Origin of the sequence: Bradyrhizobium sp. WBOS08 (genome assembly GCF_024585125.1) — a bacterium.
Lineage (GTDB): Bacteria > Pseudomonadota > Alphaproteobacteria > Rhizobiales > Xanthobacteraceae > Bradyrhizobium > Bradyrhizobium japonicum_B.
In genome coordinates this window covers 4433763-4458751 of the sequence record NZ_CP028988.1, presented here as the reverse complement: position 1 = coordinate 4458751, position 24989 = coordinate 4433763, and the positions used below count along the sequence as shown (strand labels likewise).

Sequence of the window (24989 nt, the reverse complement as noted above, 5' to 3'; positions counted from 1 at the left end):
CATGCCAACCACGCGACGACAATTCCTGAGCCTCGCCGGAGGCGTCACGGCCGCCGGGACGATCCCGGTCGTCACCCTGCGTCCGCTGCAAGCAACGCCCGCGATGCTCAATCACGCGATCCGCAATATCGTCGGCGAAGCCCCGATACGCACCGGCAGGGTGAAGCTGGACATTCCGCCGCTGGTCGAGAACGGCAACGTGGTGCCGATGACGGTGAGCGTCGCAACCCCGATGACGGCAGACGACCACGTCAAGAGCATCCACGTCTTCAACGAGAAGAATCCGCAGCCGAACATCGGCAATTTCTATCTCGGCCCCTCCTCCGGCCGGGCCCAGGTCTCGACCCGCATCCGGCTCGCCGACACCCAGAAAGTGGTGGCGATCGCGCGCCTGTCCGACGACACGTTCTGGCAGGTCGCCGCCGACGTCGTCGTGACGCTGGCCGCCTGCACCGAGGAGATGAACTGATGGCCGCGCTCATCAACGTCCCCCCAAAGGCCAGGCGTGGCGACGTCATCGAGATCCGCGCGCTGACCTCGCACATCATGGAGACCGGATTTCGCCACACCGTGGACGGCAAGCTGGTGCCGCGCGACATCATCACGAGCTTCACCTGCCGCTACAACGGCGCCGAGATCTTTCGCGCCGACCTCTTTCCGGCGATCGCGGCCAACCCGTATCTGTCGTTCTTCACCGTCGCCAAGGACAGCGGCAAGCTCGAGTTCGAATGGATCGGCGACAACGGCTATTCGTCCACCGCCTCGGCATCGATCACGGTCGAATGAGCGTTTGGCGCGCGATAGCAGCAGCGGCCTTGTTCGCCGCGGCACCTGCCTTGATTGCCGGCGAAATCCCGCCCGATGCGCGCCGGTCCGGCTATTCGTTCATGGGGCCGGACACCCGGGCGATGCAGGACGACGACACCTCCAATCCGGCCATGCTGTTCGTGCTCGACGGCGAGGCGCTATGGGCGAAGAAGACCGGCAGCGCGGAGAAGGCCTGTGCGGATTGCCATGGCGAGGCGCGCGCCAGCATGAAGGGTGTCGCGGCGCGCTACCCCGCCATCGACAAGGCGCTTCGCCGCCCCGTCACGCTCGACCAGCGCATCAATCTGTGCCGCGCCGATCACCAGCAGGCAACGCCGCTGCCCTACGAGAGCCGCGACCTCCTGGCGCTCTCCGCGTTCGTCGCCCATCAATCGCGCGGTGTTGCGATCACCGCCGGCGACGATCCGCAGGCAAAACCCTTCGTGGAGCAGGGCCGCGAGCTCTTCATGCAGCGCGAAGGCCAGCTTAACCTCGCCTGCACCAATTGCCACGACGACAATTTCGACAAGCGCCTCGCAGGCGCGCCGATCACGCAGGGACAGCCGACCGGCTATCCGCTCTATCGACTGGAGTGGCAAACGCTGGGATCGCTCGAGCGGCGGCTGCGCAGCTGCATGACCGGCGTGCGCGCCCAGGCCTATGATTACGGCTCGCCCGAGCTGGTCGCGCTCGAGCTCTATCTGATGTCCCGCGCGCATGGGCTGCCGATGGAAACGCCGGCCGTGCGTCCCTGAATGAAAGCGGCCGGCATTTGCCGGCCGCTTCGAACGCGTTCGCGCGTTGCCTACTCCGCCGGCGCCGCCGACATCTCCGGATGCGCGGCATAATGTTCGCTGACGCCGAGCTTGCCGGCGGCGAACAGGCCGGCCGCCATCACGGCGTAGGCCAGCGCGACCGCGGGCGTGACGCCAAAGCCGCCGCCGATGCCGACGGCCTCGCCATGCATGAAGCCGAAATAGGTGAGCACGGCACCGACCAGAGCAAAGGCCGAGGCCTTCTCGAAATCGCGCTCGATAATGAAGACGCCGATTGCGCCCAGGACGAGACCTCCGAGGATGGAGCCACCGCCCATCACTTCAAGTCCGTGGTAGAACACGCCCTGCTGCGGCAGCGCCGCGATCGCGGCCGCCTTCACGGCGTCGGCCTTGTCGACCGCCAAGCCGCCGACGGTTGTCGCCGCATTCATGGTCGAGCCCAGCATCGTGTCGATTTGGAGCTTGGCCCAGGCGGCCAGATGCGGCGTCAGCGCCAGAACGATGGCAGGCGCGTGCTTGACCGGCGTGGTCTGGAACGCCTGCGCACCGATCAGCATGCCGATATAGAGCAGGATCGGCGAGATCGCGACGACGGGCACCAGGGCCAGCAGCACCGAAATGATGCCGAACCAGGACAGCACGACCACCATGATGCCGGTCGCAGCGGAATAGCCGATCCGGCCGCCCATCGCCTTCCAGCCGGGATGGCCGATATAGACGGCGTTGATGAAGGGATTGCCCATCAGGCAGCCGATCAGGCTGACGACGCCGTCGGCCGTGAGCACGCGCGTGGTTGGATATTCGTCGCCGGCAGCCTCCGCGCTCTCGACATTGTCCATGGCTTCGACCAGATCGTAGATGCCGAACGGAATGGCGGTGACCAGGATGATGCCGAGGAATTCGAAGCCGGAGAAGACATAGCCTATTGCCGGGATCGGCACCGAGAAGCCGAAATTGGCGAAGGCAGCGCCAACGCCGGCGAGGCTCAAGCCGCCGATGCCGAGCCCGAACAGATTGGAGCCCCAGGCGATGACCATCCCGACGGCAATGGCGACGAGGCCCGCGGGAATGCCCCGCCAGTACCTCACACCGCCGAACCAGCTCACCAGGATGATGGCGAAGCAGACCAGACCGATCTGCGGCGTCATGTACATTTCCAGCGCCGGCCGCATCGAGATGAAGGTGACGGAGACGCCGGCAAGCGTGCCGAGCAGCGCCGCGCGCGGCGTGATCCTGCGGATGAACGGGGCAATGAAGCCGCCGATCATGAGAATGAAGCTCTGGAAGAACACCCAGACCAGGCCCGCGGACCAGCCCTTGAGCGGATCACCGGTCTTCAGGGTGATCGGCAGCATGATCACGAAGGTGACGATGAACATGTGCGGCACGCTGACGCCCGACGGCAGCGCACAGACGTCGGTGCGGCCGGTCTTCTGCGCCAGACGATAGGCAAGGTAGGCGTAGTAGAAGGTCGAGAGGCACATCATCAGCCCGAGCGCGGGCAGGATGCGGCCGAACACCAGACTGTCCGGCATCTTCAGGACGAAGCGCAACAGCCCCGTCAGCACCAGCATGTTGACGAGGATGTTGGTGCCGAAGCCGAAAAACGCGTTCCAGTCGCCCGATGTCCATAATGCCGGCCTGAACCCGGACGTGTCGATCTCAGACTTGCCGGCCGTCCCCTTCAATGTGCTCATGATGTCACCCCTCAAATGGTCGAAATCCTCATTGCCTCCAGGACTGCGGCTGAGGTTGCGACCCAGCCGAAGATGCCGCCCTGGGCCTTGATCATCTTCAGGCCCATCTCGTGAAACTCGGGGAAGTAGGACGCGCAGCCGTCGGAGATGACGACGCAGCGATAGCCGCGATCATTGGCCTCGCGCACGGTGGTGTTGACGCACACTTCTGTCGTGACGCCGCACACCAGCAAATTCTCGATGCCGTATTTCCCAAGGACGTCGCCGAGCTCGGTCGCGTAGAACGCCCCCTTGCCGGGCTTGTCGATCACGACTTCGCTGTCGAGCGGATAGAGCTCGGGGATGATGTCGTGACCGGCCTCGCCGCGAATGAGGATGCGGCCCATCGGGCCGGGATCGCCGATGCGCAAGGACGGCGCGCCGCGCTCGATCTTCGCCGGGGGCGCGTCGGAGAGATCGGGCAGATGGCCCTCGCGGGTGTGGATCACCAGCATGCCGGTGTCGCGCGCCGCTTTCAGCACCGCGCCGATCGGCTTCACCGCGCGCGCAAGCTGGCTGACGTCGTTGCCGAGCGTCTCACCGAAGCCGCCGGGCTCCATGAAGTCGCGCTGCATGTCGATGATCAGGAGCGCGGTGGCGGACCAGTCTAATCTGACCGGCTCGGGCTCGGCGCTGATGACGCCCAATGTCGGCTTGCTCAAGTCCAGCATGACGCCCGCCCCTTGCGAGAACTGCGCGAGGAGTTCTGCAAGCGGCGTGCCATTGTGTACAATTGCGATGGCGCACAGGCTGCGAAAGAATTTGCTGTTGACTCAGAAGGTTACGCCAGCGTTCGGCGCCTGCTCATTCCCTGTGCGACGGCTTTGCGGTGTGCATTTGCTTAAAGGATGAGCTGATGCTGAAGCTCCGTCCGCCGTCATTCCGGGGCGACGCGAAGCGTCGAGCCCGGAATCCATAACCACGATCGTGAGTATGGCTTCCGGGCTCGCGACTTCGTCGCGCCCCGGAATGACGACCGAGAGAATGGCGGCTACTTGGCCCCATACAGCCGCCGATACTCCTCCTCATACGGCGCATACGAGTCCTTCAGCGTCGCCATGTTGAGCAGCATGGTCGCCACCACAGCACCGGCCTTGTCGAACACGCGCGTCCTGGCCCAGGCGCTTTCGGTGCGGCGGCTGCCGGAGAGCGCGACCACCTCGCGCTCGACCTCGTAGTTCTCGTCGACGAACAGCGGGCCCTTCACCAGCCGGATCTCCTGGTCCGCGAACAGGCCGACGGCCGGGCCCTTGGCCGGCAGCGGATCGTCCTTGGAGCGGTACTGGAACAGCACGCTCAGCATCTCCATCGGGATGATCGGCCTGCGCCACGGATTGTCGGCAGTCGAATAGTAAGGCGAGCTCTCGGTGATGGCGGCGAGCTTCTGGCGCAGCGAGAAGGGATAGAGATCGCCCATGATCTGGTCGAATGCCATCCGCACCGTCTGGCGCTTGCCGGTCTGAGCGACCTTCACATCGCGCAGGATGACGGGATCGGCGAGCGGCTTGAGCTCGGCCAAGCGAGCCTCCAGCGCCGTCGCCGCGTGCGGTTCACCGACCGAAGCCGTGCCGCGCAGCACCTCGGTGCCGTCGCGCTTGACCATCTGCATCTGGCACTGGCTGGTGCCGGGCAATGGCTTCGACAGGATCGCCTGCACCTCTTCGCCCTCGTAGCAGACGCTGCGATAATGCGCGGACAGGCATCCGGTCTCGAACCAGGCCTGTCCCCACAATCGCGCGCCGAGCGGGGCGAACTGACTGAAATGCGTCGGGCCTTCGATGGTGCCGCCCTTGAAGCCGAGCTTCTGCGCGGTGGCGTCGTCATGGATCGAGGCATGCGCGTCGTAGGTTTGCGCCTGCAGCATCTGACGCGGCCGGCGCCACGGTCCGATCAGGGTCTCGGTCGTCTCGGTGATCTCGGTGTCGAATGCGTTTGCAGCCATGATGTCCTCCGCTCGCAAGCCATGACTAGCAGGAGCGCCACGGATGCGGCCAGCCGTATTGACTTCGCCGGCCCATGCTCTTGACTGGGATCCTCCGCTTCGCAAGCCGCAATCCTCCCGCGGTGCAAAATCCTCGCCGGGCCAGAACAATAAGGACTCCAAGACATGACGCTGTTGCAGGTCGAGCTGGACGATAAATACCGGCTCGAATCGAAGCGGATCTTCCTGTCCGGCACACAGGCCCTGGTCCGCTTGCCCATGCTGCAGCGCGAACGCGACCGGCTTCAGGGACTCAATACCGGCGGCTTCATCTCGGGTTATCGCGGCTCTCCGCTCGGCATGTACGACCACGCGTTGTGGCGGGCGAAGTCGCACCTCCAGCAGCACGACATCGCGTTCGTTCCCGGCCTCAACGAGGACCTGGCCGCGACCGCGGTCTGGGGCAGCCAGCAGGTCGGCCTGTTTCCCGGCGCCAAGGTCGATGGCGTGTTCGGCATCTGGTACGGCAAGGGCCCCGGCGTCGACCGCTCGGTCGATGCGCTCAAGCATGCTAATGCAGCGGGCACCGCGCTCAACGGCGGCGTGCTCGCGCTCGCCGGTGACGACCACGGCTGCCAGTCCTCGACGCTGGCGCATCAGAGCGAGCAGGTGTTCGCCGCGGCGCTGATCCCCGTGATCAATCCGGCCACGCTCCAGGACTATCTCGACCTCGGTCTCTACGGTTTTGCGCTGTCGCGCTTTTCCGGCTGCTGGGTCGGCTTCAAGGCGATCAGCGAGACGGTGGAGAGCTCCGCGTCGATTGATAGCGACCCCGAGCGCATCCAGATCAGGCTGCCCGACGACTTCGAGATGCCGCCCGGCGGCCTCAACATCCGCTGGCCCGATCCGCCGCTGGACGCCGAGAAGCGCCTGTTTGGGCCGAAGATGGCGGCGGTGCAGGCCTTTGCCCGTGCCAACCGGCTCGACCGCATCGTGCTCGATTCCAAGCCGGCGCGGCTCGGCATTGTCGCGACGGGCAAGGCCTATCTCGATCTGCGGCAAGCACTGGCGGATTTGGGCATCACCGACAAGGACGCGCAGGATCTCGGCCTTCGCATCTACAAGGTCGCGCTGACCTGGCCGCTGGAGGAAAGCGGCGCCAGGCGCTTTGCGGAAGGCTTGCAGGACGTGCTGGTGGTCGAGGAGAAGCGCGGCTTCATCGAAGACCAGCTGATGCGCATTCTCTACAATGTCGACGCCTCGAAGCGCCCGACCGTCACCGGCAAGCGCGACGAAAGCGGCGCGCCGCTGCTGCCGAGCGAGGGCGAGCTGACGCCGACCATCGTCGCTGGCGCGCTGGTGGCACGTTTGCGCAAGCTGGGCCATCACAGCCCAGTGCTGGAGCAGCGCCTCGCCCGGCTCGAGGCGTTCGACCATCCCGTCACCACCAGCACGCAGATCAAGCTCGCGCGCACGCCGTTCTTCTGCTCAGGCTGCCCGCACAACACCTCCACGCGCGTGCCCGAGGGCAGCCGCGCCATGGCCGGCATCGGCTGCCACGGCATGGCGCTGAGCATGCCGACTCGCCGCACCGATCTGATCTCGCATATGGGCGCCGAGGGCGTGAACTGGATCGGCCAGTCGCCCTTCACGAGCGAGAAGCACATCTTCCAGAATCTCGGAGACGGCACCTATACGCATTCCGGGCTTCTCGCCCTTCGCGCGGCATCGGCCGCCGGCATCAACATCACCTACAAGATCCTCTACAACGACGCCGTGGCGATGACCGGCGGACAGCCGGCCGAGGGCGCCTTCAACGTCGCACAGATCGCGCATCAGGTCTGGGCCGAGGGCGTCAAGCGGCTCGCGATCGTCTCGGACGATCCCACGAAGTATCCAGCCGGGAATTACTTCCCGCAAGGCGCGACCATCCACCATCGCCGCGAGCTCGATGCCGTGCAGCGCGAGCTGCGCGATATCAAGGGCCTCACCGTCATCATCTACGACCAGACCTGCGCCGCCGAGAAGCGCCGCCGCCGCAAGCGCGGCCTCTATCCCGATCCCGCCAAGCGCGCCTTCATCAACGAGCTGGTCTGCGAAGGCTGCGGCGATTGCTCGCAGGCGTCCAACTGCGTCTCGGTGCAGCCGCTGGAGACCGAGTTCGGCCGCAAGCGCCAGATCGACCAGTCGAACTGCAACAAGGACTTTTCCTGCGTCGAAGGGTTCTGCCCGAGCTTTGTCACCGTGCACGGCGGCACGCTCAAGCGGATGAAGACTTCGGCGGTGGATTCCGGCCAGCTGTTCGCCGATTTGCCGCTGCCGCCGGCGCGTGAGCTGGACGGCCCCTACAACATCCTTGTCACCGGCATCGGCGGCACCGGCGTCATCACCATCGGCGCGCTGCTCGGCATGGCTGCCCATGTCGACGGCCGCGGCTGCTCGGCGCTGGACTTCACCGGCCTTTCGCAGAAGAACGGTGCGGTGATGAGCCATGTCCGCATCGCTCCGAAGCCGGAGGACATCTCCGCCGTCCGCATCACCACCGGTGGCGCCGACGTCATTCTCGGCTGCGACATGATCGTCTCGGCCGGCCCCGCCGCCCTCAGCCGCGCCGAGCGCGGCGTGACCAAGGCCTACATCAACGCCGACCTGCAGCCGACCGCGAGCTTCGTGCAAAATCCCGATCTCGACTTCGAGATGGGCACGATGCAGACCGTGCTGCGCGATGCGATCGGCGACAACAACCTCGACATCATCGACGCCACCGGCATTGCCGCGGCGCTGATGGGTGATTCCATCGCGACCAATCCCTTCATGCTCGGCTTCGCCTTCCAGAAGGGGGCGATCCCGCTGTCGCTGGAGGCACTGCTCCGCGCCATCGAGATCAATGGTGCCGCGATCGAGATGAACAAGCTCGCCTTCACCTGGGGCCGCCTCGCCGCCCATGACATGTCGCGGGTGCGCAGCGTGCTGCAGTTCAAGGCCCGCGCGTCCGCGCCCGCGAAGTCGCTCGACGACATCATCGCAACCCGCGCCGAATTCCTGACCTCCTATCAGGACAAGGCCTATGCCGACCGCTATCTCGCAGCCGTCGCCAAGGCGCGCAAGGCGGAAGCTGTCGCCTCGCCCGCCTCCACCGAGCTGACCGAGGCGGTCGCGAAGAGCCTGTTCAAGCTGATGTCCTACAAGGACGAGTACGAGGTCGCACGGCTCTATACCGATGGCAGCTTCGCCAAGAAGGTGTCGGAGAAATTCGACGGCGATTTCACGTTGAAATATCACCTCGCGCCGCCGATCTTCGCCAAGCGCGACAAGACGACGGGCCGGCTCCAGAAGCAGGAGTTCGGCGGCTGGATGCTCCATGCCTTCCGCGTGCTCGCCAAGCTGAAATTCCTGCGCGGCAGTGCGTTCGATCCGTTCGGCCGGACCGAGGAGCGTCGCACCGAGCGCAAGCTGGTCGCGGACTATTTGGCGATGATCGACCAGCGGATCGCCAACCTGAAGGCGGAGCAGATCCCGCTACTGACGCGGCTCGCGCGCGTGCCGGAGACGATCCGCGGCTTTGGCCACGTCAAGGAAGCCAACGTCAAGCTTGCGGCAGCCGAGACGGCGCGGCTTGAGGCGGAACTGGAGAACAGCCGCTTTGCGGCGGCGGCTGAGTAGCGGATAGGAGCTAGCCCCTCTCCGCGTCATTGCGAGGCGCTCGCGACAAGATTGCGTAGCAATTTTGCGCTGATGCGACGAAGCAATCCAGAGTCTCGCCACACACTCGATGTCATCGCCCGGCTTGACCGGGCGATCCAGTACTCCGAGGCGGTGGTGATTCAACCGATGGCCCGCAGCGTACTGGATGCCCCGCTTTCGCGGAGCATGACGGCGGTGGGGATGGCTAGACTGAAGTCGTGGCGGCGGCGGGCGTCGTCGCAAACGTCATCGTCCGCTCCGCCAGATGCCGTCCCGCAATATATCCAAACACCAGCGCCGGTCCCAGCGTGATGCCCGGCCCCGGACAATTCCCGTTCATGATCGAACCCATGTCGTTGCCGCAGGCATAGAGGCCGGCGATCGGCGTGCCGTCCGCGCGCAGCACGCGGGCCTGCGCGTCGACCTTCATGCCGATCGCGGTGCCGAGATCGGCCGGATGAATGCGCATCGCGAAGAACGGCGCCTGCGTGATCGGCGCGACGCAAGGGTTGGGCTTGTGGCTGATATCGCCGAGATGGCGCTGATGGAGGGTGCTGCCGCGGCCGAACTCGGGGTCGCGGCCCTCCTCGGCATCGGCATTGTAGTTCACGATCGTCGCCGTGAGGGTGGACGGCTTGACGCCGATCCTGGCGGCGAGCTGCGCGATATCGGCCGCCTCGATCAGCTCGCCGCTCGCCACATAACGCCGATAGCGGCGCGTGAACGGCCTGATGCGGCCGAGGCCGTAGTCCCACAGGAAGCGGCGGTCGCAGATCAAATGGAACGGCCGGTCTGGCTCGCCGTCGCGCAGCATGGCGAGCACGAATTCATGGTAGGACAGCGCCTCGTTGACGAAGCGCCGGCCCCCGGCATTGACGGCGATCACGCCCGGCTTGGCACGGTCGGTCACCATGTGCGAAAATACGCCGCGGCTGCCGTCGGCCCTGCGGAAAAGCGAGGCCGGCACCCAATGGGCCGGGCTGGTCGCGTCCGTGTTGAGCGCGGCACCTGTCGCTGCCGCCAGCCGCAGCCCGTCGCCAGTGCTGGAGGTGTTGGCCGCCGAGACAAATCCAGCCGCCGCCGGAAAAAGACGCTTGCGCAACACGGCATCGTGCGAAAAGCCGCCGGTCGCCAGCACCACGCCGCGGCGCGCTGCGATCGGCCGGTCGCGAGAACCATGACGGATCACCACGCCGCTGACGCGATCGCCCTGCATCGAGAGATCTTCGACATCGGCGCTGAAGAGAAATTCGACCTGCCGCGCCAGCAGCGAAGCGTACAGCCGCGCGGCAAGCGCGTTGCCGAGATGCAGCGTCGTGCCTCGCGGGCTTCGCAGCCGCTGCAACGCATAGGCCGAAACCAGCCTTGCCGCGCGCATGGTCGAGCGCAGGGATTTTCCAATTCTGCGCAGATGCGGAATGTCGAGCCGATCGAGCATCATCCCGCCGAACAGCGTGGACTCCGGCAGCGGTGGTCGCAGACGCGCAAAGCCCTCGCCCAGCCCCCTGCCGTCGAAAGCAACCGGCTCCAGCACGCGGCCGCCCGAAGTCGCGCCCAGTCGTTCCGGATAATAATCCGGACAGGCCTTCACCGACTGCAGACGAACCTCGGTGTTGGCTTCGAGATAGGCGATCGCCTCGGGCCCGCGCGCGAGGAAGGCGGCACGCAGGCCGGCATTGGCTGTTTCAGGGACCGTGTTCGACAGATATTGGACGGCATCCGCGACACTGTCGGAGAGCCCGGCCTCCTTCATTTTCGTATTGGCGGGGATCCAGACCATGCCGTTTGACCAGGCGGTGGTGCCGCCGGCGAACGCGGTCTTCTCGATCACCAGCACCCGCAGGCCTTCGGCAGCCGCTACGGCCGCGGCCGTCATGCCGCCGGCTCCGGCGCCGATGACGATGACGTCGTAGGTCTCATGCGCCGGCATCATGCGGCATTGTTCCTGGGGCGAGGCATGACATTGTCATACCTCGCCCCTGAGCCCGCAGCTAGCGTTGCGGCTTGCGCTCGATCGGGTCGATGTCAATCGCCCGCAACCGGCCGAGCCGCAGCACGTCCATGGCGAGCCGCCGGCCGATCCGGTCGCGGTCGAGCACACGGATCAAATCGTCGACGCCGTTGATATCGACGCCATCAAGCCTGATGACGACGTCGCCGGGCAGCAGGCCCGCCCTCGCCGCGGGTCCGTCCGGCTCGATCTGCGCGAGCAACGCGCCCATCTTGTTCTCGACGCCGGCCACGACCGCATGCCGCCGAGGCACCGGCGCGGTCTGCCCGGCGACGCCGATATAGGCGCGGCGGACATAGCCGTGGCGGATGATCTCCGACAGCACGAATTGCGCGGTGTTGCTGGCGACCGCAAAGCAGATGCCCTGCGCACCGTTGATGATCGCGGTGTTGATGCCGATCACCTCGGCATGCGAGGACACCAGCGGTCCGCCGGAATTCCCCGGGTTGAGCGCGGCATCGGTCTGGATCACGTCCTCGATGGTGCGCCCGCTCACCGAGCGGATCGAGCGGCCGAGCGCCGAGACCACGCCGGCCGTGACGGTCGATTCGAAGCCGAGCGGATTGCCGATGGCGATCACGAGCTGGCCGCGACGCAGCGTCTTGGAATTGCCGAGCGCGGCATAAGGCAAGTGCCGCACGCCGTTGGCGCGCAGCAATGCCAGGTCCGTGTCGGGATCGACACCGAGCACCTGGGCGTCGCCGACATGACCCTCGACGTCGCGCAGCCGGATCTCCTTGGACGTGCCGACCACGTGGCTGTTGGTGAGCACGAGGCCATCAGGCGAGATCACGATGCCCGAGCCGAGCCCGCCGCGTTCGCGTCTATCAGGCACCTTGGGCCCGGTCTCGACCCGCACGACCGCGGGGCCGACCCGGTCGGTCACGTCGATCACGGCGTTGGAATAGGCGTCCAGCAACGCCCCGTCGTCGACCGGGGCGGACGCCGTCGTTCGCGATGACGGCGTGTCATCGACGATATCCGAGGTGAAATCCAGCATGGCAAGAGTCCTTGAAGGCTCACACAGATGGTGGCCTGTCCGCCGCCGCGCAAGGTGCCCGCCGGGACCGCAGGGCTGGACTGCCCAGATGGCTAGGGCGCTCGCCGGCGCGGAGCAAGCATTGGGAGGAAACGGCTTGGTATGCTGTTCAAGCCCAGCCAATTATCGTCGGTTCGACCGTTGGCCTTTCTTGCGCTTCGCTCTCACAATGGCTTTGCGTTTCCTTTGCCTCGGCTCAGCCGCTTCATCTTCCATGACTTTCTTGACCGTACGCTCGGTCCGCAGGGCTTCGATGGCAAGCACTTCGCTCTTGCGCAGAGCATCTTCGACGTACTTCTCCAAAGGCAGATAGATGGCGACCTTAACGTCAAGAATCGGGCGAGCTTCGTTCTTTGGGCCAAGCCACTCTTGGGCCCTACCAGAGGCCTTGTTTTTGCGCAGCGATTTTTCAAAGAAGTCTCGATATCGTCTCGGAGAGATGCCAAAGAAGTGAGTAAATTTAGTCTTCTTGTATTTCGCGTAGTGAACGCGTGATGAGCCTTCAACCTCAATAGAATCAGGATGGAGTGCAAATGCAGCACTCTTTGGATAAGGTTCGAGAAAATAGACGGTGTCGATACCTGCTCCAACAATATGTTTGGCGCAGATGTGACAAGGAAATGTAGTACAAAACAGGGTGGCATCTTGCACCGGACGCCCCAACCGCGCGGCATCCATAAGAGCGGACATCTCTGCGTGTAGTATGCGGCCGAACTCGATAATATCCATCAGCTGAGAGTCTTTGACCGCGGAATGCTGGAGCATGTCATCGATCCTCTCAACACACTCCTTTTCCATCATGCCGTTGCTGCTCAAGCGCTCGAACAGATCGAGGATCAACGAACGCTTCTTTTCATCATTCGGGTCACTCCCCCACTTAAAGTCGCGAGCATCGCCTCCGCCATCATCGTCCGACCAATAGGTGCCTCCGCCGCCCTTTGGAACCTCATTGCACCCCAAAGTAATGACCTCATGGCGCTTAGAAAATATCGCCGCCCCTACTTGTCGGGACAAATCCAGCGAGCGCAAAGACGCGCCCTTTGCCATATACATTCCGTATTCGATGGGAGTCGGGGACAGATTTGTGGCGCCAAAAATCAGCTTAATAAACCGCTCCAGTTGTTCAGACTGGGTGACTGGAATATCGATATTGATGATGAAGTCAGCGAGATGGAAGACGTCTCTTACTCTCTGGCCGTTGTCGTCCTCTTCTTGATCTTCGTCCAACTTGATCAATTGATCCGCAATAGCTCTGTATTTGTCCAAATCCGTACTTTTGTGATCGCGCGCGATGCGCTGCGCAAAAGCATCTGTCCGCTCCCCCTTAGACGAATACACTGATATCTGGAAAAAGAGCTTGCCGTAGACACTTCGCAGAAGATCAATTTCCTCCTTTCGCTTGAACTGATGAATTATGTAAGCGCGCTTTTCACTATGTCGTCTTGTCTTCGGATCTTCACCCCGTCCTTTCGCAATTTGATCGATAACAAGCGAAGCACAAATAGCCTTATCGCCCGAAATTTCCCGAAGACGATTCCCAAAATCGATGTAGCTCTTGAACCGCTCCTCGCTTGGCTTGTCGTGGAGTTCGACATCGCAATAGCTGATGTCTCGGAAGAGGCTAGTGACCTTTATTGGAAGGACCTCATACCCGAATCCTTCCAACAACGTCTTCAGCGGGATGACCGTCTCACTAAGGTCAACACCTATTGGCGCAACGAGGCCAAAGAAAAGCTCGGGAAATTCGATTCTTTCCAACATTAAATTACGCTCTACAGATTCACATCTCTTTAATGCTTTGTTAATATAACTGCCTTCGACGCGTTCAAGGCGACCCCAATGTCCTCAAAAACCATCAGCAAGAGTTCCCTTAAGAAGGGGCGAACTCAACCATCGCCTTTGCCAGACAACAAGGCAATTAGCGCTGACGCTTTTGACCAGTTTATTGAGGCTCAGCTTCAAAAGCCTGAATACGAGCGCACGAAGTCCGACACTGACGTCGTCTGCCACGTTTATTGACGGTAATATAACACCCTAGGGCGCCCGCCGGAGCGACCCGCCTCTCGCCTTGACCTGATCGAGCAGCGACCAGTCGCCGTCCGGCAGCACGTGCCCCTTGGGGAACGGCGCGCGCAGCTCGAGCCCAAGCGAGCGCAACACGCGGTCGTCGCGGTAGTAGCATTGCAGGACGACGCGGACGAGCGTTGCGGCGGCCGCGCCGCCGTCCCTGCGGAACTCATGCGCCACGGCATCGCGCCTCCCGGCGTCGAGCTCGGCAAGCGGCTCTCCCGCAAGCCTCGCCAGATGGTCCAGCGCCGCTGCCACCGGCTTGGCGTCGCGGCCGAGCGTCGTAAGGATGTCGGCCTGGATCACTGCATCGTCGGCGCCGGGGACTCCATACTCGTCACTGGCGGGAATGATCATCGCGGCGATGGTGCGCAAGTCCTGGCGCTGCCGCGGCGTGAGGGTAAGCTCTTCAGCCATGTCGTCCTCTCGTGGAAACTTTGAGACCAAAATGAAGGTGCGCTCCCTACCCCGCTTGCGGGGGAGGGTTGGGGAGAGGGTGCTTCCGCAGAGAGACTCCCCGAGAGGAGAGAACCCTCACCCGGCGCTGCGCGCCGACCTCTCCCGCAAGCGGGAGAGGTGCACTGACCCCGTGGCTCGCTTCGGTCCACATCATGATCAATCGAATAAATTGGCGAGGCGCTGCTTCATCTGGTCGGCGATGTAGAGCGCGAGGGCCTGGATGGTGGAGGTGGGATTCACGCCGCCCGAGGTGACGAAGATGCTGCCGTCGACGATGAAGAGGTTCTTGACGTCGTGGGTGCGGCCCCATTCGTTGACGACGGAGCGCTCCGGATCGGTGCCCATCCGCGCGGTGCCGAGCAGATGCCAGCCGCCCCAGGGGATCGGATTGTTGATGCAGATGTCGGTCGCACCGGCGGTCTCGAGAATCTCCCTGCCGCGTGCCAACCCGTGCTCCATCATTTTCCGGCTGTTCTCGCTGATCGTATAGTCGACCTTCGGCGCGGGGATGCCGTGACTGTCCTTCAGCACGGGATCGAGCGTGACGCGGTTGTGCTCCTCGGGCAGATCCTCGCAGATCGCCGACACCGCGAGCCGATGACCGTTGAGCTTGCGGAATACGCGATGATGGTCGGCGCCCCATGGCAGAATGCCCTTCTGCTCGCTCGCGACCGCCTCGAACACCGGCCCCGCGCCGCGGCCGAACTGGATGCCGTAGCCGCGCACGAAGCCGCGCGACAGGTCGGTGTCGTAAAACTCCTTGCTCCACAGGCAGGTCGGCGGCGCGCGATTGCTGTCGGTAGGCTCCTTCACAAATCCGTAGATTTGAGCATAGGGATGAAACATCAGGTTCTTGCCGACGAGGCCGGACGAATTTGCAAGCCCGTTAGGAAAGCGCCCCGAGGCCGAGTTCAAAAGCAGCCGCGGCGTGCCCACGCCGTTGCAGGCGATGATGACGACATGCGCGGGCTGAAACTGCTCGACGCCGTCCTTGTCGTAGTAGACCACGCCCGAGGCCATGCCGTTCTCGTCGGTGGTGATCTCGCGCACCCGGCAATGGGTGCGCAGCTCGACGCCGGCGCGGATCGCATGCGGCCAATAGGTGATGTCGGTGGAGGACTTTGCGCCTTGCGCGCAGGCCGGGGTGCAATGGCCGAGATTGATGCAGCGCGCCCGCCCCTCATAGTCCATGGTCGCGACCGTGGTGTCCGAAGGCCACCAATGCCAGCCGAGCTGGTTCATGGCTTTGCCGATGATGGCGCCGGACAGGCCGAGCGGCTGCTGCGGCATCGGCGGATGGGTCAGCGGCGAGAGCGGATCGCCTGAGAGCCCCGACGTGCCCATCATGCGGTCGTTTTCCTCGAAGAACGGGGTCAGCGCGTCGTAGTCGATCGGCCAGTCGTCGGCGACGCCGTCCAGCGTCTTCAACTTGAAATCGGAGGGATGCAGCCGCGGCCAATGCGCGGTGTACATCACCGTCGAGCCACCGACCGCATTGTAGTTGACGACCTTGATCGGCGAATTGTCGTCGTTAACGGGATAGTCCTCGGGCCGGCCGCGCACGTTCGGGCTCGACGACCACTCGCCGTAGAATTTGGCCTCCCAGTCCCGGCCGGTGCTCGGATATTCCGCCGGGTTCATCCAGCCGCCCTGCTCCAGGCAGAGAATGTGCATCTTGGTCTCGGCCAGCGACCACGCCACCGCGGCGCCCGAAGCGCCGGCGCCGATGATGAGGACGTCCACGGGGTCTTTCATCGCAACCTTTTCCTCCCGCCCTCGCCGCTTTCCGGGCGATTCGGCCTGCACGGTTCGCAAGGCCCGCGAACGATAGGGTCAGAGCGGCGGGGGAGTAAAGCCGCGAGGCCGGAATGTCGCACTTCGCGGGGTGCAGACCATTGGTATCGCCATATCCGGATGCTAGGAACGGCAGACTGGCAATCGATAGCGAGACCGCATGTCCTTCCGAAATGTCTTTGCCGCCGCCCGCGCCTTCGCGCTCGTTTGGTTTTGCGCCTTGCCCGGCTCCCTGGCGTCTTCCCAGCCGGCCGCGGCGCTGACCGGCGCCGCGACGGCCCGCGACGGCAATTCCATCCAGCTCGGCGACGTCACCTACCGGCTCGACGGCGTCGACGCGCCCGAACTGGACCAGGTCTGCATCGACGATCACGCCGATCCCTGGACCTGCGGTATCGAGGCGCGCGACCAGCTGGCCAAGCTGATCAACAAGCGCTCCGTGCGCTGCGACGATGTCGGGCCGGAGAAGAGCTTCGGCAAGCGGCACCGCGCCATCTGCACGGCCGAGGGCGACAAGGCCAGCCTGAACGAGCAGCTGATCAAGCTCGGCTTTGCCGTCGCGCGGGAGCCGATCAAGGCGAATGTCAAGCCGGCGGCCAGCGAAGCCAAGACGGCCTCGGCCGGAATCTGGAAGGGCTGCTTTGTTGCACCGCAGGACTTCCGCGCCGGCAAGAAGGACGGCGCACTCCTGGGCTCGGCCTGCCGCACCGATCGCGACAAGGAGATTCGCGCCGTGCTGTTCCCCGAGGAGCTGACGATGCCCCCGAGCTGCAGCATCAAGGGCAAGCTTGCGGTACGCGCGCGCGTCACCGGCAATATCGGCATCTATCATTTACGGGGCTGCCCGAGCTACCCGGCGACCACCAGGCCGGACCGCTGGTTCTGCTCGGAGGACGACGCCCAGGCGGCCGGCTTCCGCAAGGCCTATAATTGCCGCCGCCCGAAGTGAACAAAGCGCCTCACGCAGCCGTGAGTAGTAGTCCGGCTCCGTATTGATCCGGAATTGAACCAGGCCGGGACTTGCTGCATTTGTATGCGTACGCAAGCGCTTGCGCGAGCGTTTCCTTGGCGGACGATCCTCGTCGGATTGTCTTTGCTTGGGCGTTTCCTCCCTAGACTTGGGCCGCTTGTCATCACAAGCGGCTCTTCTTTTTTGGGGCGGGTCTCGTCACTGCATCCGCATGATCTGGTCCATCGGCGGCATGTTCGCATTCAGATGCGCCATGCATGCCCGGCGGGACCGCGTGCGCCGGGCGCGACCATGACCGGCACGATCTGTCTTCTGCCTCGCATCGTCCGTGCTATCGTGACGAAAAAGCGGGGAGAAAGCGTCATGCGCCTGAACGACAAGGTCGCCATCGTGGTCGGAGCCGGACAAAGCCCCGGCGAAGGCATGGGCAACGGCCGCGCCACCGCGCTGACCTTCGCGCGCGAAGGCGCGAAGGTCCTGTGCGTCGACCATCATCTGGAATCCGCGCAGGAGACCGTTGCGATGATCGCCGCGAAGGGCGGCACCGCCGCGGCCTTCAAGGCCGACGTGACCAAGTCGGCCGACATCAAGGCCATGGTGGCCGACGCGCAGTCGCGCTGGGGCCGGATCGACGTGCTGCACAACAATGTCGGCGTCAGCCTCGCCGGCGGCGATGCCGAGCTCCTTCAGATCACAGAGGAAGCCTTCGACCGCGTCGTCGCCATCAATCTGAAGAGCTGCATTCTCGCCGCCAAGGAAGTGATCCCGATCATGCGCGCGCAGAAGAGCGGCGCCATCATCAACATCTCCTCGATGGCGGCGATCACGACCTATCCCTACGTCGCCTACAAGGCGACGAAATCGGCGATGATCGCCTTCACCGAGCAGCTCGCCTACCAGAACGCCGAATACGGCATCCGCGCCAATGTCATCCTGCCCGGCCTGATGAACACGCCGATGGCCGTCGATACCCGCGCTCGCGAATGGCACAAGACCCGCGCCGAGGTCGAAGCCGACCGCGACAGCAAGGTGCCGCTGCGCAGGAAGATGGGAACGGGGTGGGACGTCGCCAACGCCGCGCTGTTTCTGGCCTCCGACGAGGCGAACTTCATCACCGGCGTGACCTTGCCGGTGGACGGCGGAGCCAGCGTGAGACGGGGGTAGGCCGTTCTTCTCCCTCTCCTCGCCTGCAGCACGGCAATCGCAGATAAGAGCTTTCCCTGCGGCCATCCTTCGAGACGCCCGCCTTTGGCGGGCCCTCAGGATGAGGACGGAGTGCGCGGCAACAGTTTCAGTGGGCACCGATGTCACTTAGCCTCATCCTGAGGAGACCGCGAAGCGGTCGTCTCGAAGGACGAGGCGCGCGCTCAGCTCGCGAGTAATGCCATACGTGATCGCTCTGCCCTTGCGGGGAGAGGCGAAGCATGTTCCCTCACCGCGAATACGTCACCCGCCAGATCGTGCCGTTGCCGTCCTCCGAGATCAGCAGCGATCCGTCCTTCGCCACGGCGACGCTGACCGGACGGCCCCACACCTCCGTGTCGCTCGCCACGAATCCCGTGACGAAATCCTCATACTCGCCGGTCGGCTTGCCGTCCTTCATCCTGATCCGGATCACCTTGTAGCCGGTGCGCTTCGAACGGTTCCAGGAGCCATGCTGAGCGGCGAATGCGTCGCCTTGATATTCGCTCGGAAACTGCGTGCCCTGGTAGAACGTCATGCCGAGCGAGGCCGAATGCGGCTGGATCAGCACGTCGGGCACCGTCACCTTGTCCTTCAGGTCCGGCCGCGCGCCGGCATGGCGCGGATCTTCGTTGTTGCCGATGTAGAACCACGGCCAGCCATAGAAGGCGCCCTCCTTCACGCTGGTGACGTAGTCGGGCACGAGATCGTCGCCGAGGCCGTCGCGCTCGTTGGTCGAGCACCAGGGCAGACCAGTCTGTGGCTGGACCGCAAGGCCGACGCAATTGCGGATACCGGTCGCGTAGATCTTGCGCTCCTTGCCATCTGGCGTGAAGGACAGCACCGCCGCGCGCTCCGTCTCGCTGGCCCAGGCTGCGCCGAGCGGTTGCGCCTTCGACCACGCCTCCAATCCGCCCGGCGGCATGCCCAGGCCTTCCGCGACATTGCTGAGCGAGCCGACCGAGACCAGCATGCGCTTGTTGTCGGGCGTGAAGACGATGTCGCGGGTGGAATGGCCGCCGTCATGCGGCAGGCTTGCCACGATCGTCTCGGCCTTGCCGCGCGCCTTGAGATCGCCGGCCTGATAGGGAATGCGGACGACGCTGTCGGTGTTGGCGACATAGACCCATTGCGGATTGTCGCCGTTCGGGAAGAAGGCGATGCCGAAAGGCTGGCGCAAGCCGCTGGCAAAGACATCGTTGCTCGCGACCTTGCCGCCCTCGCCTGCGCGGAGCACGCGAATGGTGCCGGCCCGCGTCTCCGCAACGAAGACATCGCCGTTCGGCGCCACCCGCACGATGCGCGGCGCGCGCAGGCCTTCGGCGAACAGCTCGATCTTGAAGCCCGCCGGCACCCGGAGTGCAGCGTCCGGCGGGCGCGGCACCACGCGCGACGAGCTCGCAACCGATCGCGTGGCGCCGGGCCTGACCAGATCCTGCGGCCGGATCAGCCTGATCGTGCCGGGCTTGTCGGCCTGCCAATCACCATAAGCGTCCTTGCCCTGCAACACGGGCTCGGCCGGTGCACCGGTCGCGGCCACGATCAACCCTGCAGCCAGCACCGCGGTCGAAATCCTGTTCTTCACGTCGTCATCCTCCGGCCTGCACGTCGCAAACGTCAACGTCGATGCCCCGCAAATGGTCCGCGGCAGGTTAAACACCGCCGAATTCCACGTCAGCCCGTGCTCGCACGATGGGCATCGGCAGCGTTCCATCGTACTGGAAAATGCGGCCGATCGATGCGACAGATGTGAGGGCGGCTGCACGTCGCGGTCAGCAAAGCCGCGGCATCGCCGCCACCATTGTTGGGGGCATCATGTGGGGATCCATCATATCGGAATGGGCGAGCCTGCTGCTCCGCTGGCTGCACGTGGTGGCGGCGATCGCCTGGATTGGCAGTTCCTTCTATTTCATCGCCCTCGATCTCGGCCTCAGGCCGAGACGCGACCTGCCCGATGGCGTGCAGGGCGAGGCCTGGCAGGTCCATGGCGGCGGCTTCTACCGGATCATGAAATATCTGGTCGCCCCCAGCCAGATGCCTGACGAGCTGACCTGGTTCAAATGGGAGGCCTACACGACCTGGCTGTCCGGCTTCGCGCTGATGGTGGTGGTGTATTATCTCGAGGCCGACCTGTTCCTGGTCGACAAGTCGATCCTCGACCTCACGCCGTTCCAGGCCGGCCTGTTCAGCTTCTGTAGTCTTGCGCTGGCGTGGCTGCTCTATGAAGCTGCCTGCCGCAGCGGGCTCGCGCAGCGCGAATTGCCTTTTGCCATCGGCGGCTATTTGTTCCTGGTCGCGCTGACTTACGCCTTCACCCATGTGCTCAGCGGTCGCGGCGCCTTCAACCAGATCGGGGCGATCATCGGCACCATCATGGTCGCCAACGTCTTCGCGCTGATCATCCCGAACCAGAAGAAGATCGTGGCCAGCCTGATCGCGGGGCAGGCGCCCGATCCGAAGCTCGGCAAGGCCAGCAAGGAGCGCTCGGTCCACAACAATTATCTGACGCTCCCCGTCGTCGTGCTGATGATCAGCAACCACTATCCCCTGCTCTACGCCACCCGCTTCAACTGGATCATCGTCGCGATCATCCTGGCGCTCGGCCCGGTGATCCGCCATTTCTTCAACGCGCGGCACGCCGGGCGCAAATCGCCATGGTGGGTGTGGGGCGTGGCCGCAATCGGCGTGATCGCGATCCTGTTCCTCTCCGCTGCCGGCCCACGCGAGGTGAGGACGGGCGCGCTGTCAGCCCAACCCACGCGCAATGCCGTCGAGGAGATCGTGATGTCCCGCTGCAGCATGTGCCACGCGGCCGAGCCGGTCTGGGCCGGGATCGTGACCGCGCCGAAAGGCATCCTTCTCGATACGCCCGAGCACATCCATCGCAACATCCGCCTGGTCGGCCGTGTCGCGGCCTGGTCCGGCGCAATGCCGCCGGGCAACATCACCGAGATGACCGGCGAGGAGCGCGCGATCCTCGCCGCCTATCTCGAGCAGCCACACTGACCCGGTCATCCAACAGAATTGCATTTCACGACATGAAATTCCGTACCTCGCCCCCGATTTGAAAATGACTTGGCCGCCTATCCGGCGTAGACAGGATCAGCGGTAATCCAAGTCAGTTTGCATTCGCGGGAAACGAACAGTGGCTCTGAAGAACGTCATCGGTATCGACCACGCCGTCATCATGGTGAAGGACCTCGACAAAGCCGCCGAGAACTACCGGCGGCTCGGCTTCACCGTCTCCCCGCGCGGCACCCACAGCGCGCATATGGGCACCGGCAATTACACCATCATGTTCGATCCCGATTATATGGAGCTGCTCGGCGTGCTCGCGGCGACCGAGCACAACGCGCCGGCGCGCGCCTTCCTCGACAAGCGCGGCGAGGGCATCGAGCGCATCGCCTTCACCGCGGTCGATTCCGCCGCCGGTGCCGAGGAGATCCGCGCCCGTGGCCTGACGCCGATCGGCCCGACCGATTTCGAGCGGCCGGTGACGCTGCCAAACGGCACTGTCTCGGCGGCAAAATTCCGCACCTTCATGTGGCCGACCGCCGAAGCGCCCGGCGGCGTGCGCATCTTCGCCTGCCAGCACAAGACGCGCGAGACCGTGTGGATTCCCGAGTTGATGAGGCACGCCAACGCGGCGAAGCGGATCAAGCAGATTCTGGTTGCGACGCCCAAGCCGGCGCAGGACGCCGCACATCTCGGCCGGCTGATCGACCGCGAGCCGAAGGCCGAGCCCGACGGCGCCATGACCGTGCCTTCCGGCAGCGATCGCGCCGACTTCGTCTATCTCACGCTGGAGCAGCTCGGAAAGCGCTATCCGGGCGTGCCGCTCGCCGGCCTCGCCGAGCGCGGCGGCGCCGCGCTGGTGCTCGCCAGCAGCGATCTGGCTGCGACGGAGAAGGCGCTTGGTTCGGCTGCCGTGCGCAGCGGACCCGCGGTCTGCATGCCGCCGGCCGAGTCCAACGGCACCCTGCTCGCCTTCGTCGCCGGCTGATTTGAAACTAATTCTTTAACGCGTGTTTACCCGGCGGCGGTAGGATTCCCGGCAATCCAAAGCCACCGGGGCCCAACGCATGTTCAAAGAGGGATCGCCGATCGCCTATGACGCGCCGGCCGAATTGAAGAAGTGGCCGTCGCTGAAGGGCGAGAGGCAGAAGGATCGGGGTCCGCCCTATCTCGTCTACAACGGCACGCTCGCCGACTGCGTCCGCGAGCTGATGGGCAAGCCCATCAAGGGCATCTCGCTCTACGACATCATGACGACGCCGCAGGCCGCTTTCGACCAGACCGTGCTGTCGCCCGCCGACGCCGCCGAGATCGCGATGCGCAAGGATTTTCCCAAGGACTAGTTCGCCGCGCGCTTGCCGGCCGCCATGTCCCGCTGCTTCGAGGAGGATTCCGTCGGCGCATCGAGGAAGACGACGGGGATGCCACGCTTGGCATTCTCGCCGATCACGCGCGCGTCCCAGTTGGTGAGCCTGACGCAGCCGTGCGATGCGGACTTGCTGACCCTGTCCGGCTCCGCCGTCCCGTGGATGCCGTAGCCCTGCGCCGACAGCCCGATCCAGTACGATCCGACGGGGCCATTGGGACCCGGCTTGATCTCGAAGGGCTTCTTGGATTTCACGCTCTTGAACTTGTATTCCGGATTGTAGCGATAGGTCGGCAGCTCATGGCTGCTGGTGACTTTCAGCGTCCCCGTCGGGGTCGGGCGATCCGGACTGCCGATTGACGCCGGGTAGAACGCGACCAGCCGGCCAGAGGTCTCGTAGGCCTTCAGCGTCGCCTGCGCCTTGTCGATCTCGATGCGAACGATGCGCGGAAGCTCCCGCCGCGCCGCGACGTTGGCGACGACGATCGTCTCGCCGCTCCTGTCGAACGCCTTTCCCGGATTGAGCGCCTTCAACAGCTCTTCGCTCATGTGGAATTTTTCAGCGAGCCCTTCGAGCGGACTGGTGTAGCTCAGCGCCTCCAGCGACTTCATGTCCTCGAGCTTGGTTGACAGCTTCTTGAGGAATGGCCCCTTCACATCCGCGTCGGTGATCTTGTAGTCGACGAGGACAGGGCCTTCGCTGGCTGCGTTCAGCTTGTCCCAGAGTTCAGGCGTGATGGTCTTGTCGAAGCCAAGCCCGTTCTGTTCGGCGAAGGCCTTCAGCGCCTTCTGCGCGTTCTCGCCGAGCTTGCCGTCGATCTCGCCCGGAGAGAATTGCGCACGATCGAGCAGAATCTGAAGCTTCGTCACCGGCGCGCTGATCTTGTCGGCAGCCGGCGGCTTTTCCGGACGCGCTGCATCGTTCACGGCCTTCGCATCGAGATTGCCTGCGTGCGCCGGGCAGTAGAGCCACAGCGACATCACCGCGCCAAGCATCCATCGCATCATGATCGCTCGTCCCATTCCGAAAATAATGATCCGCAAATCGCGGACAGTTTCTTTTTGGGAACACCGTACTAACACCGAAGGAACCGGCGAGACCGCAGCTTTGCCGCAATCGGAAGGTTAAGAACTTCCTAGCGCCGGCGCATCGCTGGCCGTTCATCCCACAGTTCGAGGTTGTCCCAGCAAATGCGATTTGTCGTCGCGGCTTGCGCCGCGTTTCTGCTTCTGATGTGCGACCTCGATCCGTCGGCGTCCCGGAAAACATCAACTTTCGACACCGCCATTCTTCAGAACAATCATGCCTCGCCGCTGGTTCCGATGGTCGAACTTTTCCTCGCCAGCGTCCAGGCCATCGAGCTCGCCAACGCGCGCGCGGCGCATGAGGAAACGATCGAGCCACCGCGCGCGAGCGAACCCGCCAACGAGGAGCCGGTGTCGCCGACGGACAAATTCTGCCATGCGCTTCGCGAAGCCGCCGAGGCCAGCGGCATTCCCGTGCCGTTCTTTGCCCGCCTGCTCTGGCAGGAGAGCCGCTTCAAGTCCAACGAGGTCAGCCACGCCGGCGCCCAGGGCGTTGCGCAGTTCATGCCGGAAACGGCTGCCGAAGTCGGGCTCGACGATCCCTTCGATCCCATGAAGGCGCTGCCGGCCTCGGCAAAGTTCCTGCGCAAGCTGCGCGATGATTTCGGCAATCTCGGCCTTGCCGCAGCCGCCTACAATGCAGGCCCGGGCCGCATTCAAAAGTGGCTTGCCAAACAGAGTGAGCTGCCACGCGAGACGCGCGACTATGTCCGCATCATCACCGGCACCAAGGCCGAGGACTGGACCGAGCGTTCCGAGGCCATTGCAATCCGGGTCGACCTACCGCGCGAGGCGCCTTGCGAAGGTGTCGGCAGCCTCTCGAAGGCCAAGGACGTCGCCTGGGTTCCGGTCAACCTGACGCCCTCGGTCACGCGCATCCTTGACAAAGCCGAGCAGCTCGCCGCCCGGGCGACGACGACCCGTGCGCGCAAGCGGTTTGCAACCCAGCTGCGGAACAATGTCGCGGCCCAGCGCAAGGGACGCAGCATGATCGCGGCACGCGCCGCCGGCAAGAGCGCGAAGGCGCGTGCCGTACGCTTCGCATCGGGCGAACGGCCCCCCGGTTCGTGAGCGGA

General features: G+C 64.3%; 20 protein-coding genes. 10 read left to right on the top strand and 10 right to left on the bottom strand.

Annotated features, from left to right (window positions below):
- Position 1: 1 nt before the first annotated feature.
- Genes DCM80_RS20980 through soxA form a run of 3 tightly spaced genes read left to right on the top strand, consistent with a single transcriptional unit; the run spans position 2 to position 1562 of the window.
- Complete coding sequence (locus DCM80_RS20980; RefSeq protein WP_257193472.1) at positions 2-469, top strand: SoxY-related AACIE arm protein; 468 nt, start codon at positions 2-4, stop codon at positions 467-469.
- Positions 469-786 carry a thiosulfate oxidation carrier complex protein SoxZ gene (gene soxZ / locus DCM80_RS20975; RefSeq protein WP_257193471.1) on the top strand — a complete coding sequence of 106 codons (318 nt, stop codon included), beginning with the start codon at positions 469-471 and terminating at the stop codon, positions 784-786. Before DCM80_RS20980 ends, soxZ begins: the two co-directional genes overlap by 1 nt.
- Entirely contained in the window at positions 783-1562 is a 780-nt protein-coding gene (soxA, locus tag DCM80_RS20970) for a sulfur oxidation c-type cytochrome SoxA (RefSeq protein ID WP_257193470.1), read from the top strand. The genes soxZ and soxA overlap by 4 nt, the downstream gene beginning before the upstream one ends.
- Positions 1563-1612: 50 nt before the next feature.
- Here the strand turns inward: soxA and DCM80_RS20965 are convergent, their stop codons facing one another.
- The 3 genes from DCM80_RS20965 to DCM80_RS20955 form a co-directional block, all read right to left on the bottom strand.
- Entirely contained in the window at positions 1613-3280 is a 1668-nt protein-coding gene (locus tag DCM80_RS20965; protein WP_257193468.1) for a regulator, read from the bottom strand.
- An 11-nt stretch (positions 3281-3291) separates the two neighbouring features.
- Positions 3292-3990 carry a cysteine hydrolase family protein gene (locus DCM80_RS20960; RefSeq protein WP_257193466.1) on the bottom strand — a complete coding sequence of 233 codons (699 nt, stop codon included), beginning with the start codon at positions 3988-3990 and terminating at the stop codon, positions 3292-3294.
- 320 nt (positions 3991-4310) lie between these two features.
- Positions 4311-5261: a hypothetical protein gene (locus DCM80_RS20955; RefSeq protein ID WP_257193465.1), complete on the bottom strand. Its 951-nt coding sequence runs from the start codon at positions 5259-5261 to the stop codon at positions 4311-4313.
- 165 nt (positions 5262-5426) lie between these two features.
- Between DCM80_RS20955 and DCM80_RS20950 the strand changes: the two genes are divergently transcribed.
- Entirely contained in the window at positions 5427-8903 is a 3477-nt protein-coding gene (locus DCM80_RS20950) for an indolepyruvate ferredoxin oxidoreductase family protein (protein WP_257193463.1), read from the top strand.
- Positions 8904-9129: 226 nt separating this feature from the next.
- Here DCM80_RS20950 and DCM80_RS20945 read toward each other — a convergent pair whose 3' ends face one another.
- The 5 genes from DCM80_RS20945 to DCM80_RS20925 form a co-directional block, all read right to left on the bottom strand.
- Positions 9130-10857 carry an FAD-dependent oxidoreductase gene (locus DCM80_RS20945; protein ID WP_257193462.1) on the bottom strand — a complete coding sequence of 576 codons (1728 nt, stop codon included), beginning with the start codon at positions 10855-10857 and terminating at the stop codon, positions 9130-9132.
- 58 nt (positions 10858-10915) lie between these two features.
- Entirely contained in the window at positions 10916-11935 is a 1020-nt protein-coding gene (locus tag DCM80_RS20940) for a S1C family serine protease (protein WP_257193461.1), read from the bottom strand.
- Positions 11936-12097: 162 nt separating this feature from the next.
- Positions 12098-13735 carry an anti-phage dCTP deaminase gene (locus tag DCM80_RS20935; protein ID WP_257193460.1) on the bottom strand — a complete coding sequence of 546 codons (1638 nt, stop codon included), beginning with the start codon at positions 13733-13735 and terminating at the stop codon, positions 12098-12100.
- 273 nt (positions 13736-14008) lie between these two features.
- Entirely contained in the window at positions 14009-14458 is a 450-nt protein-coding gene (locus DCM80_RS20930) for a hypothetical protein (RefSeq protein WP_257193459.1), read from the bottom strand.
- Positions 14459-14656: 198 nt separating this feature from the next.
- The gene (locus DCM80_RS20925) at positions 14657-16255 is read right to left on the bottom strand and encodes a GMC family oxidoreductase (protein ID WP_257193458.1); all 1599 of its coding nucleotides are present in this window, start codon (positions 16253-16255) and stop codon (positions 14657-14659) included.
- A 199-nt stretch (positions 16256-16454) separates the two neighbouring features.
- Between DCM80_RS20925 and DCM80_RS20920 the strand changes: the two genes are divergently transcribed.
- Both DCM80_RS20920 and DCM80_RS20915 read left to right on the top strand, forming a co-directional pair.
- On the top strand, positions 16455-17243 hold the full coding sequence (locus DCM80_RS20920) for a thermonuclease family protein (protein ID WP_257193457.1): 789 nt from the start codon (positions 16455-16457) through the stop codon (positions 17241-17243).
- Between the two features lie 384 nt (positions 17244-17627).
- Positions 17628-18428 (top strand): SDR family NAD(P)-dependent oxidoreductase, encoded by an 801-nt coding sequence (locus DCM80_RS20915; RefSeq protein WP_257193456.1) that lies wholly within the window; start codon positions 17628-17630, stop codon positions 18426-18428.
- 268 nt (positions 18429-18696) lie between these two features.
- Here the strand turns inward: DCM80_RS20915 and DCM80_RS20910 are convergent, their stop codons facing one another.
- Positions 18697-20031, bottom strand: a complete 1335-nt coding sequence (locus DCM80_RS20910) for a sorbosone dehydrogenase family protein (protein WP_257193455.1) — start codon at positions 20029-20031, stop codon at positions 18697-18699.
- 230 nt (positions 20032-20261) lie between these two features.
- On the opposite strand from DCM80_RS20910, the gene DCM80_RS20905 reads away from it, so the two are divergent.
- From DCM80_RS20905 to DCM80_RS20895, 3 genes are all read left to right on the top strand, one after another.
- On the top strand, positions 20262-21452 hold the full coding sequence (locus DCM80_RS20905; RefSeq protein ID WP_257193454.1) for a urate hydroxylase PuuD: 1191 nt from the start codon (positions 20262-20264) through the stop codon (positions 21450-21452).
- 139 nt (positions 21453-21591) lie between these two features.
- Complete coding sequence (locus tag DCM80_RS20900; protein ID WP_257193453.1) at positions 21592-22449, top strand: VOC family protein; 858 nt, start codon at positions 21592-21594, stop codon at positions 22447-22449.
- Positions 22450-22528: 79 nt separating this feature from the next.
- On the top strand, positions 22529-22804 hold the full coding sequence (locus DCM80_RS20895; RefSeq protein WP_257193450.1) for a hypothetical protein: 276 nt from the start codon (positions 22529-22531) through the stop codon (positions 22802-22804).
- Here the strand turns inward: DCM80_RS20895 and DCM80_RS20890 are convergent.
- Entirely contained in the window at positions 22801-23835 is a 1035-nt protein-coding gene (locus DCM80_RS20890) for a L,D-transpeptidase family protein (RefSeq protein ID WP_257193449.1), read from the bottom strand. The genes DCM80_RS20895 and DCM80_RS20890 overlap by 4 nt on opposite strands.
- A 183-nt stretch (positions 23836-24018) precedes the next feature.
- On the opposite strand from DCM80_RS20890, the gene DCM80_RS20885 reads away from it, so the two are divergent.
- Positions 24019-24984 (top strand): lytic transglycosylase domain-containing protein, encoded by a 966-nt coding sequence (locus DCM80_RS20885; protein ID WP_257193448.1) that lies wholly within the window; start codon positions 24019-24021, stop codon positions 24982-24984.
- The last annotated feature ends 5 nt before the right edge of the window (positions 24985-24989 follow it).

Excerpts from the sequence above, each read along its gene's own strand:
- DCM80_RS20890 (WP_257193449.1), bottom strand. The coding sequence starts at position 23,835 with ATGATGCGATGGATGCTTGGCGCGGTGATGTCGCTGTGGCTCTACTGC.
- DCM80_RS20960 (WP_257193466.1), bottom strand. The coding sequence starts at position 3,990 with ATGCTGGACTTGAGCAAGCCGACATTGGGCGTCATCAGCGCCGAGCCC.
- DCM80_RS20915 (WP_257193456.1), top strand. The coding sequence starts at position 17,628 with ATGCGCCTGAACGACAAGGTCGCCATCGTGGTCGGAGCCGGACAAAGC.
- DCM80_RS20885 (WP_257193448.1), top strand. The coding sequence starts at position 24,019 with ATGCGATTTGTCGTCGCGGCTTGCGCCGCGTTTCTGCTTCTGATGTGC.
- DCM80_RS20955 (WP_257193465.1), bottom strand. The coding sequence starts at position 5,261 with ATGGCTGCAAACGCATTCGACACCGAGATCACCGAGACGACCGAGACC.
- DCM80_RS20905 (WP_257193454.1), top strand. The coding sequence starts at position 20,262 with ATGTGGGGATCCATCATATCGGAATGGGCGAGCCTGCTGCTCCGCTGG.
- DCM80_RS20965 (WP_257193468.1), bottom strand. The coding sequence starts at position 3,280 with ATGAGCACATTGAAGGGGACGGCCGGCAAGTCTGAGATCGACACGTCC.
- DCM80_RS20980 (WP_257193472.1), top strand. The coding sequence starts at position 2 with ATGCCAACCACGCGACGACAATTCCTGAGCCTCGCCGGAGGCGTCACG.
- DCM80_RS20925 (WP_257193458.1), bottom strand. The coding sequence starts at position 16,255 with ATGAAAGACCCCGTGGACGTCCTCATCATCGGCGCCGGCGCTTCGGGC.
- DCM80_RS20930 (WP_257193459.1), bottom strand. The coding sequence starts at position 14,458 with ATGGCTGAAGAGCTTACCCTCACGCCGCGGCAGCGCCAGGACTTGCGC.
- soxA (WP_257193470.1), top strand. The coding sequence starts at position 783 with ATGAGCGTTTGGCGCGCGATAGCAGCAGCGGCCTTGTTCGCCGCGGCA.
- DCM80_RS20950 (WP_257193463.1), top strand. The coding sequence starts at position 5,427 with ATGACGCTGTTGCAGGTCGAGCTGGACGATAAATACCGGCTCGAATCG.
- DCM80_RS20920 (WP_257193457.1), top strand. The coding sequence starts at position 16,455 with ATGTCCTTCCGAAATGTCTTTGCCGCCGCCCGCGCCTTCGCGCTCGTT.
- DCM80_RS20935 (WP_257193460.1), bottom strand. The coding sequence starts at position 13,735 with ATGTTGGAAAGAATCGAATTTCCCGAGCTTTTCTTTGGCCTCGTTGCG.
- DCM80_RS20945 (WP_257193462.1), bottom strand. The coding sequence starts at position 10,857 with ATGATGCCGGCGCATGAGACCTACGACGTCATCGTCATCGGCGCCGGA.
- DCM80_RS20895 (WP_257193450.1), top strand. The coding sequence starts at position 22,529 with ATGTTCAAAGAGGGATCGCCGATCGCCTATGACGCGCCGGCCGAATTG.
- soxZ (WP_257193471.1), top strand. The coding sequence starts at position 469 with ATGGCCGCGCTCATCAACGTCCCCCCAAAGGCCAGGCGTGGCGACGTC.
- DCM80_RS20940 (WP_257193461.1), bottom strand. The coding sequence starts at position 11,935 with ATGCTGGATTTCACCTCGGATATCGTCGATGACACGCCGTCATCGCGA.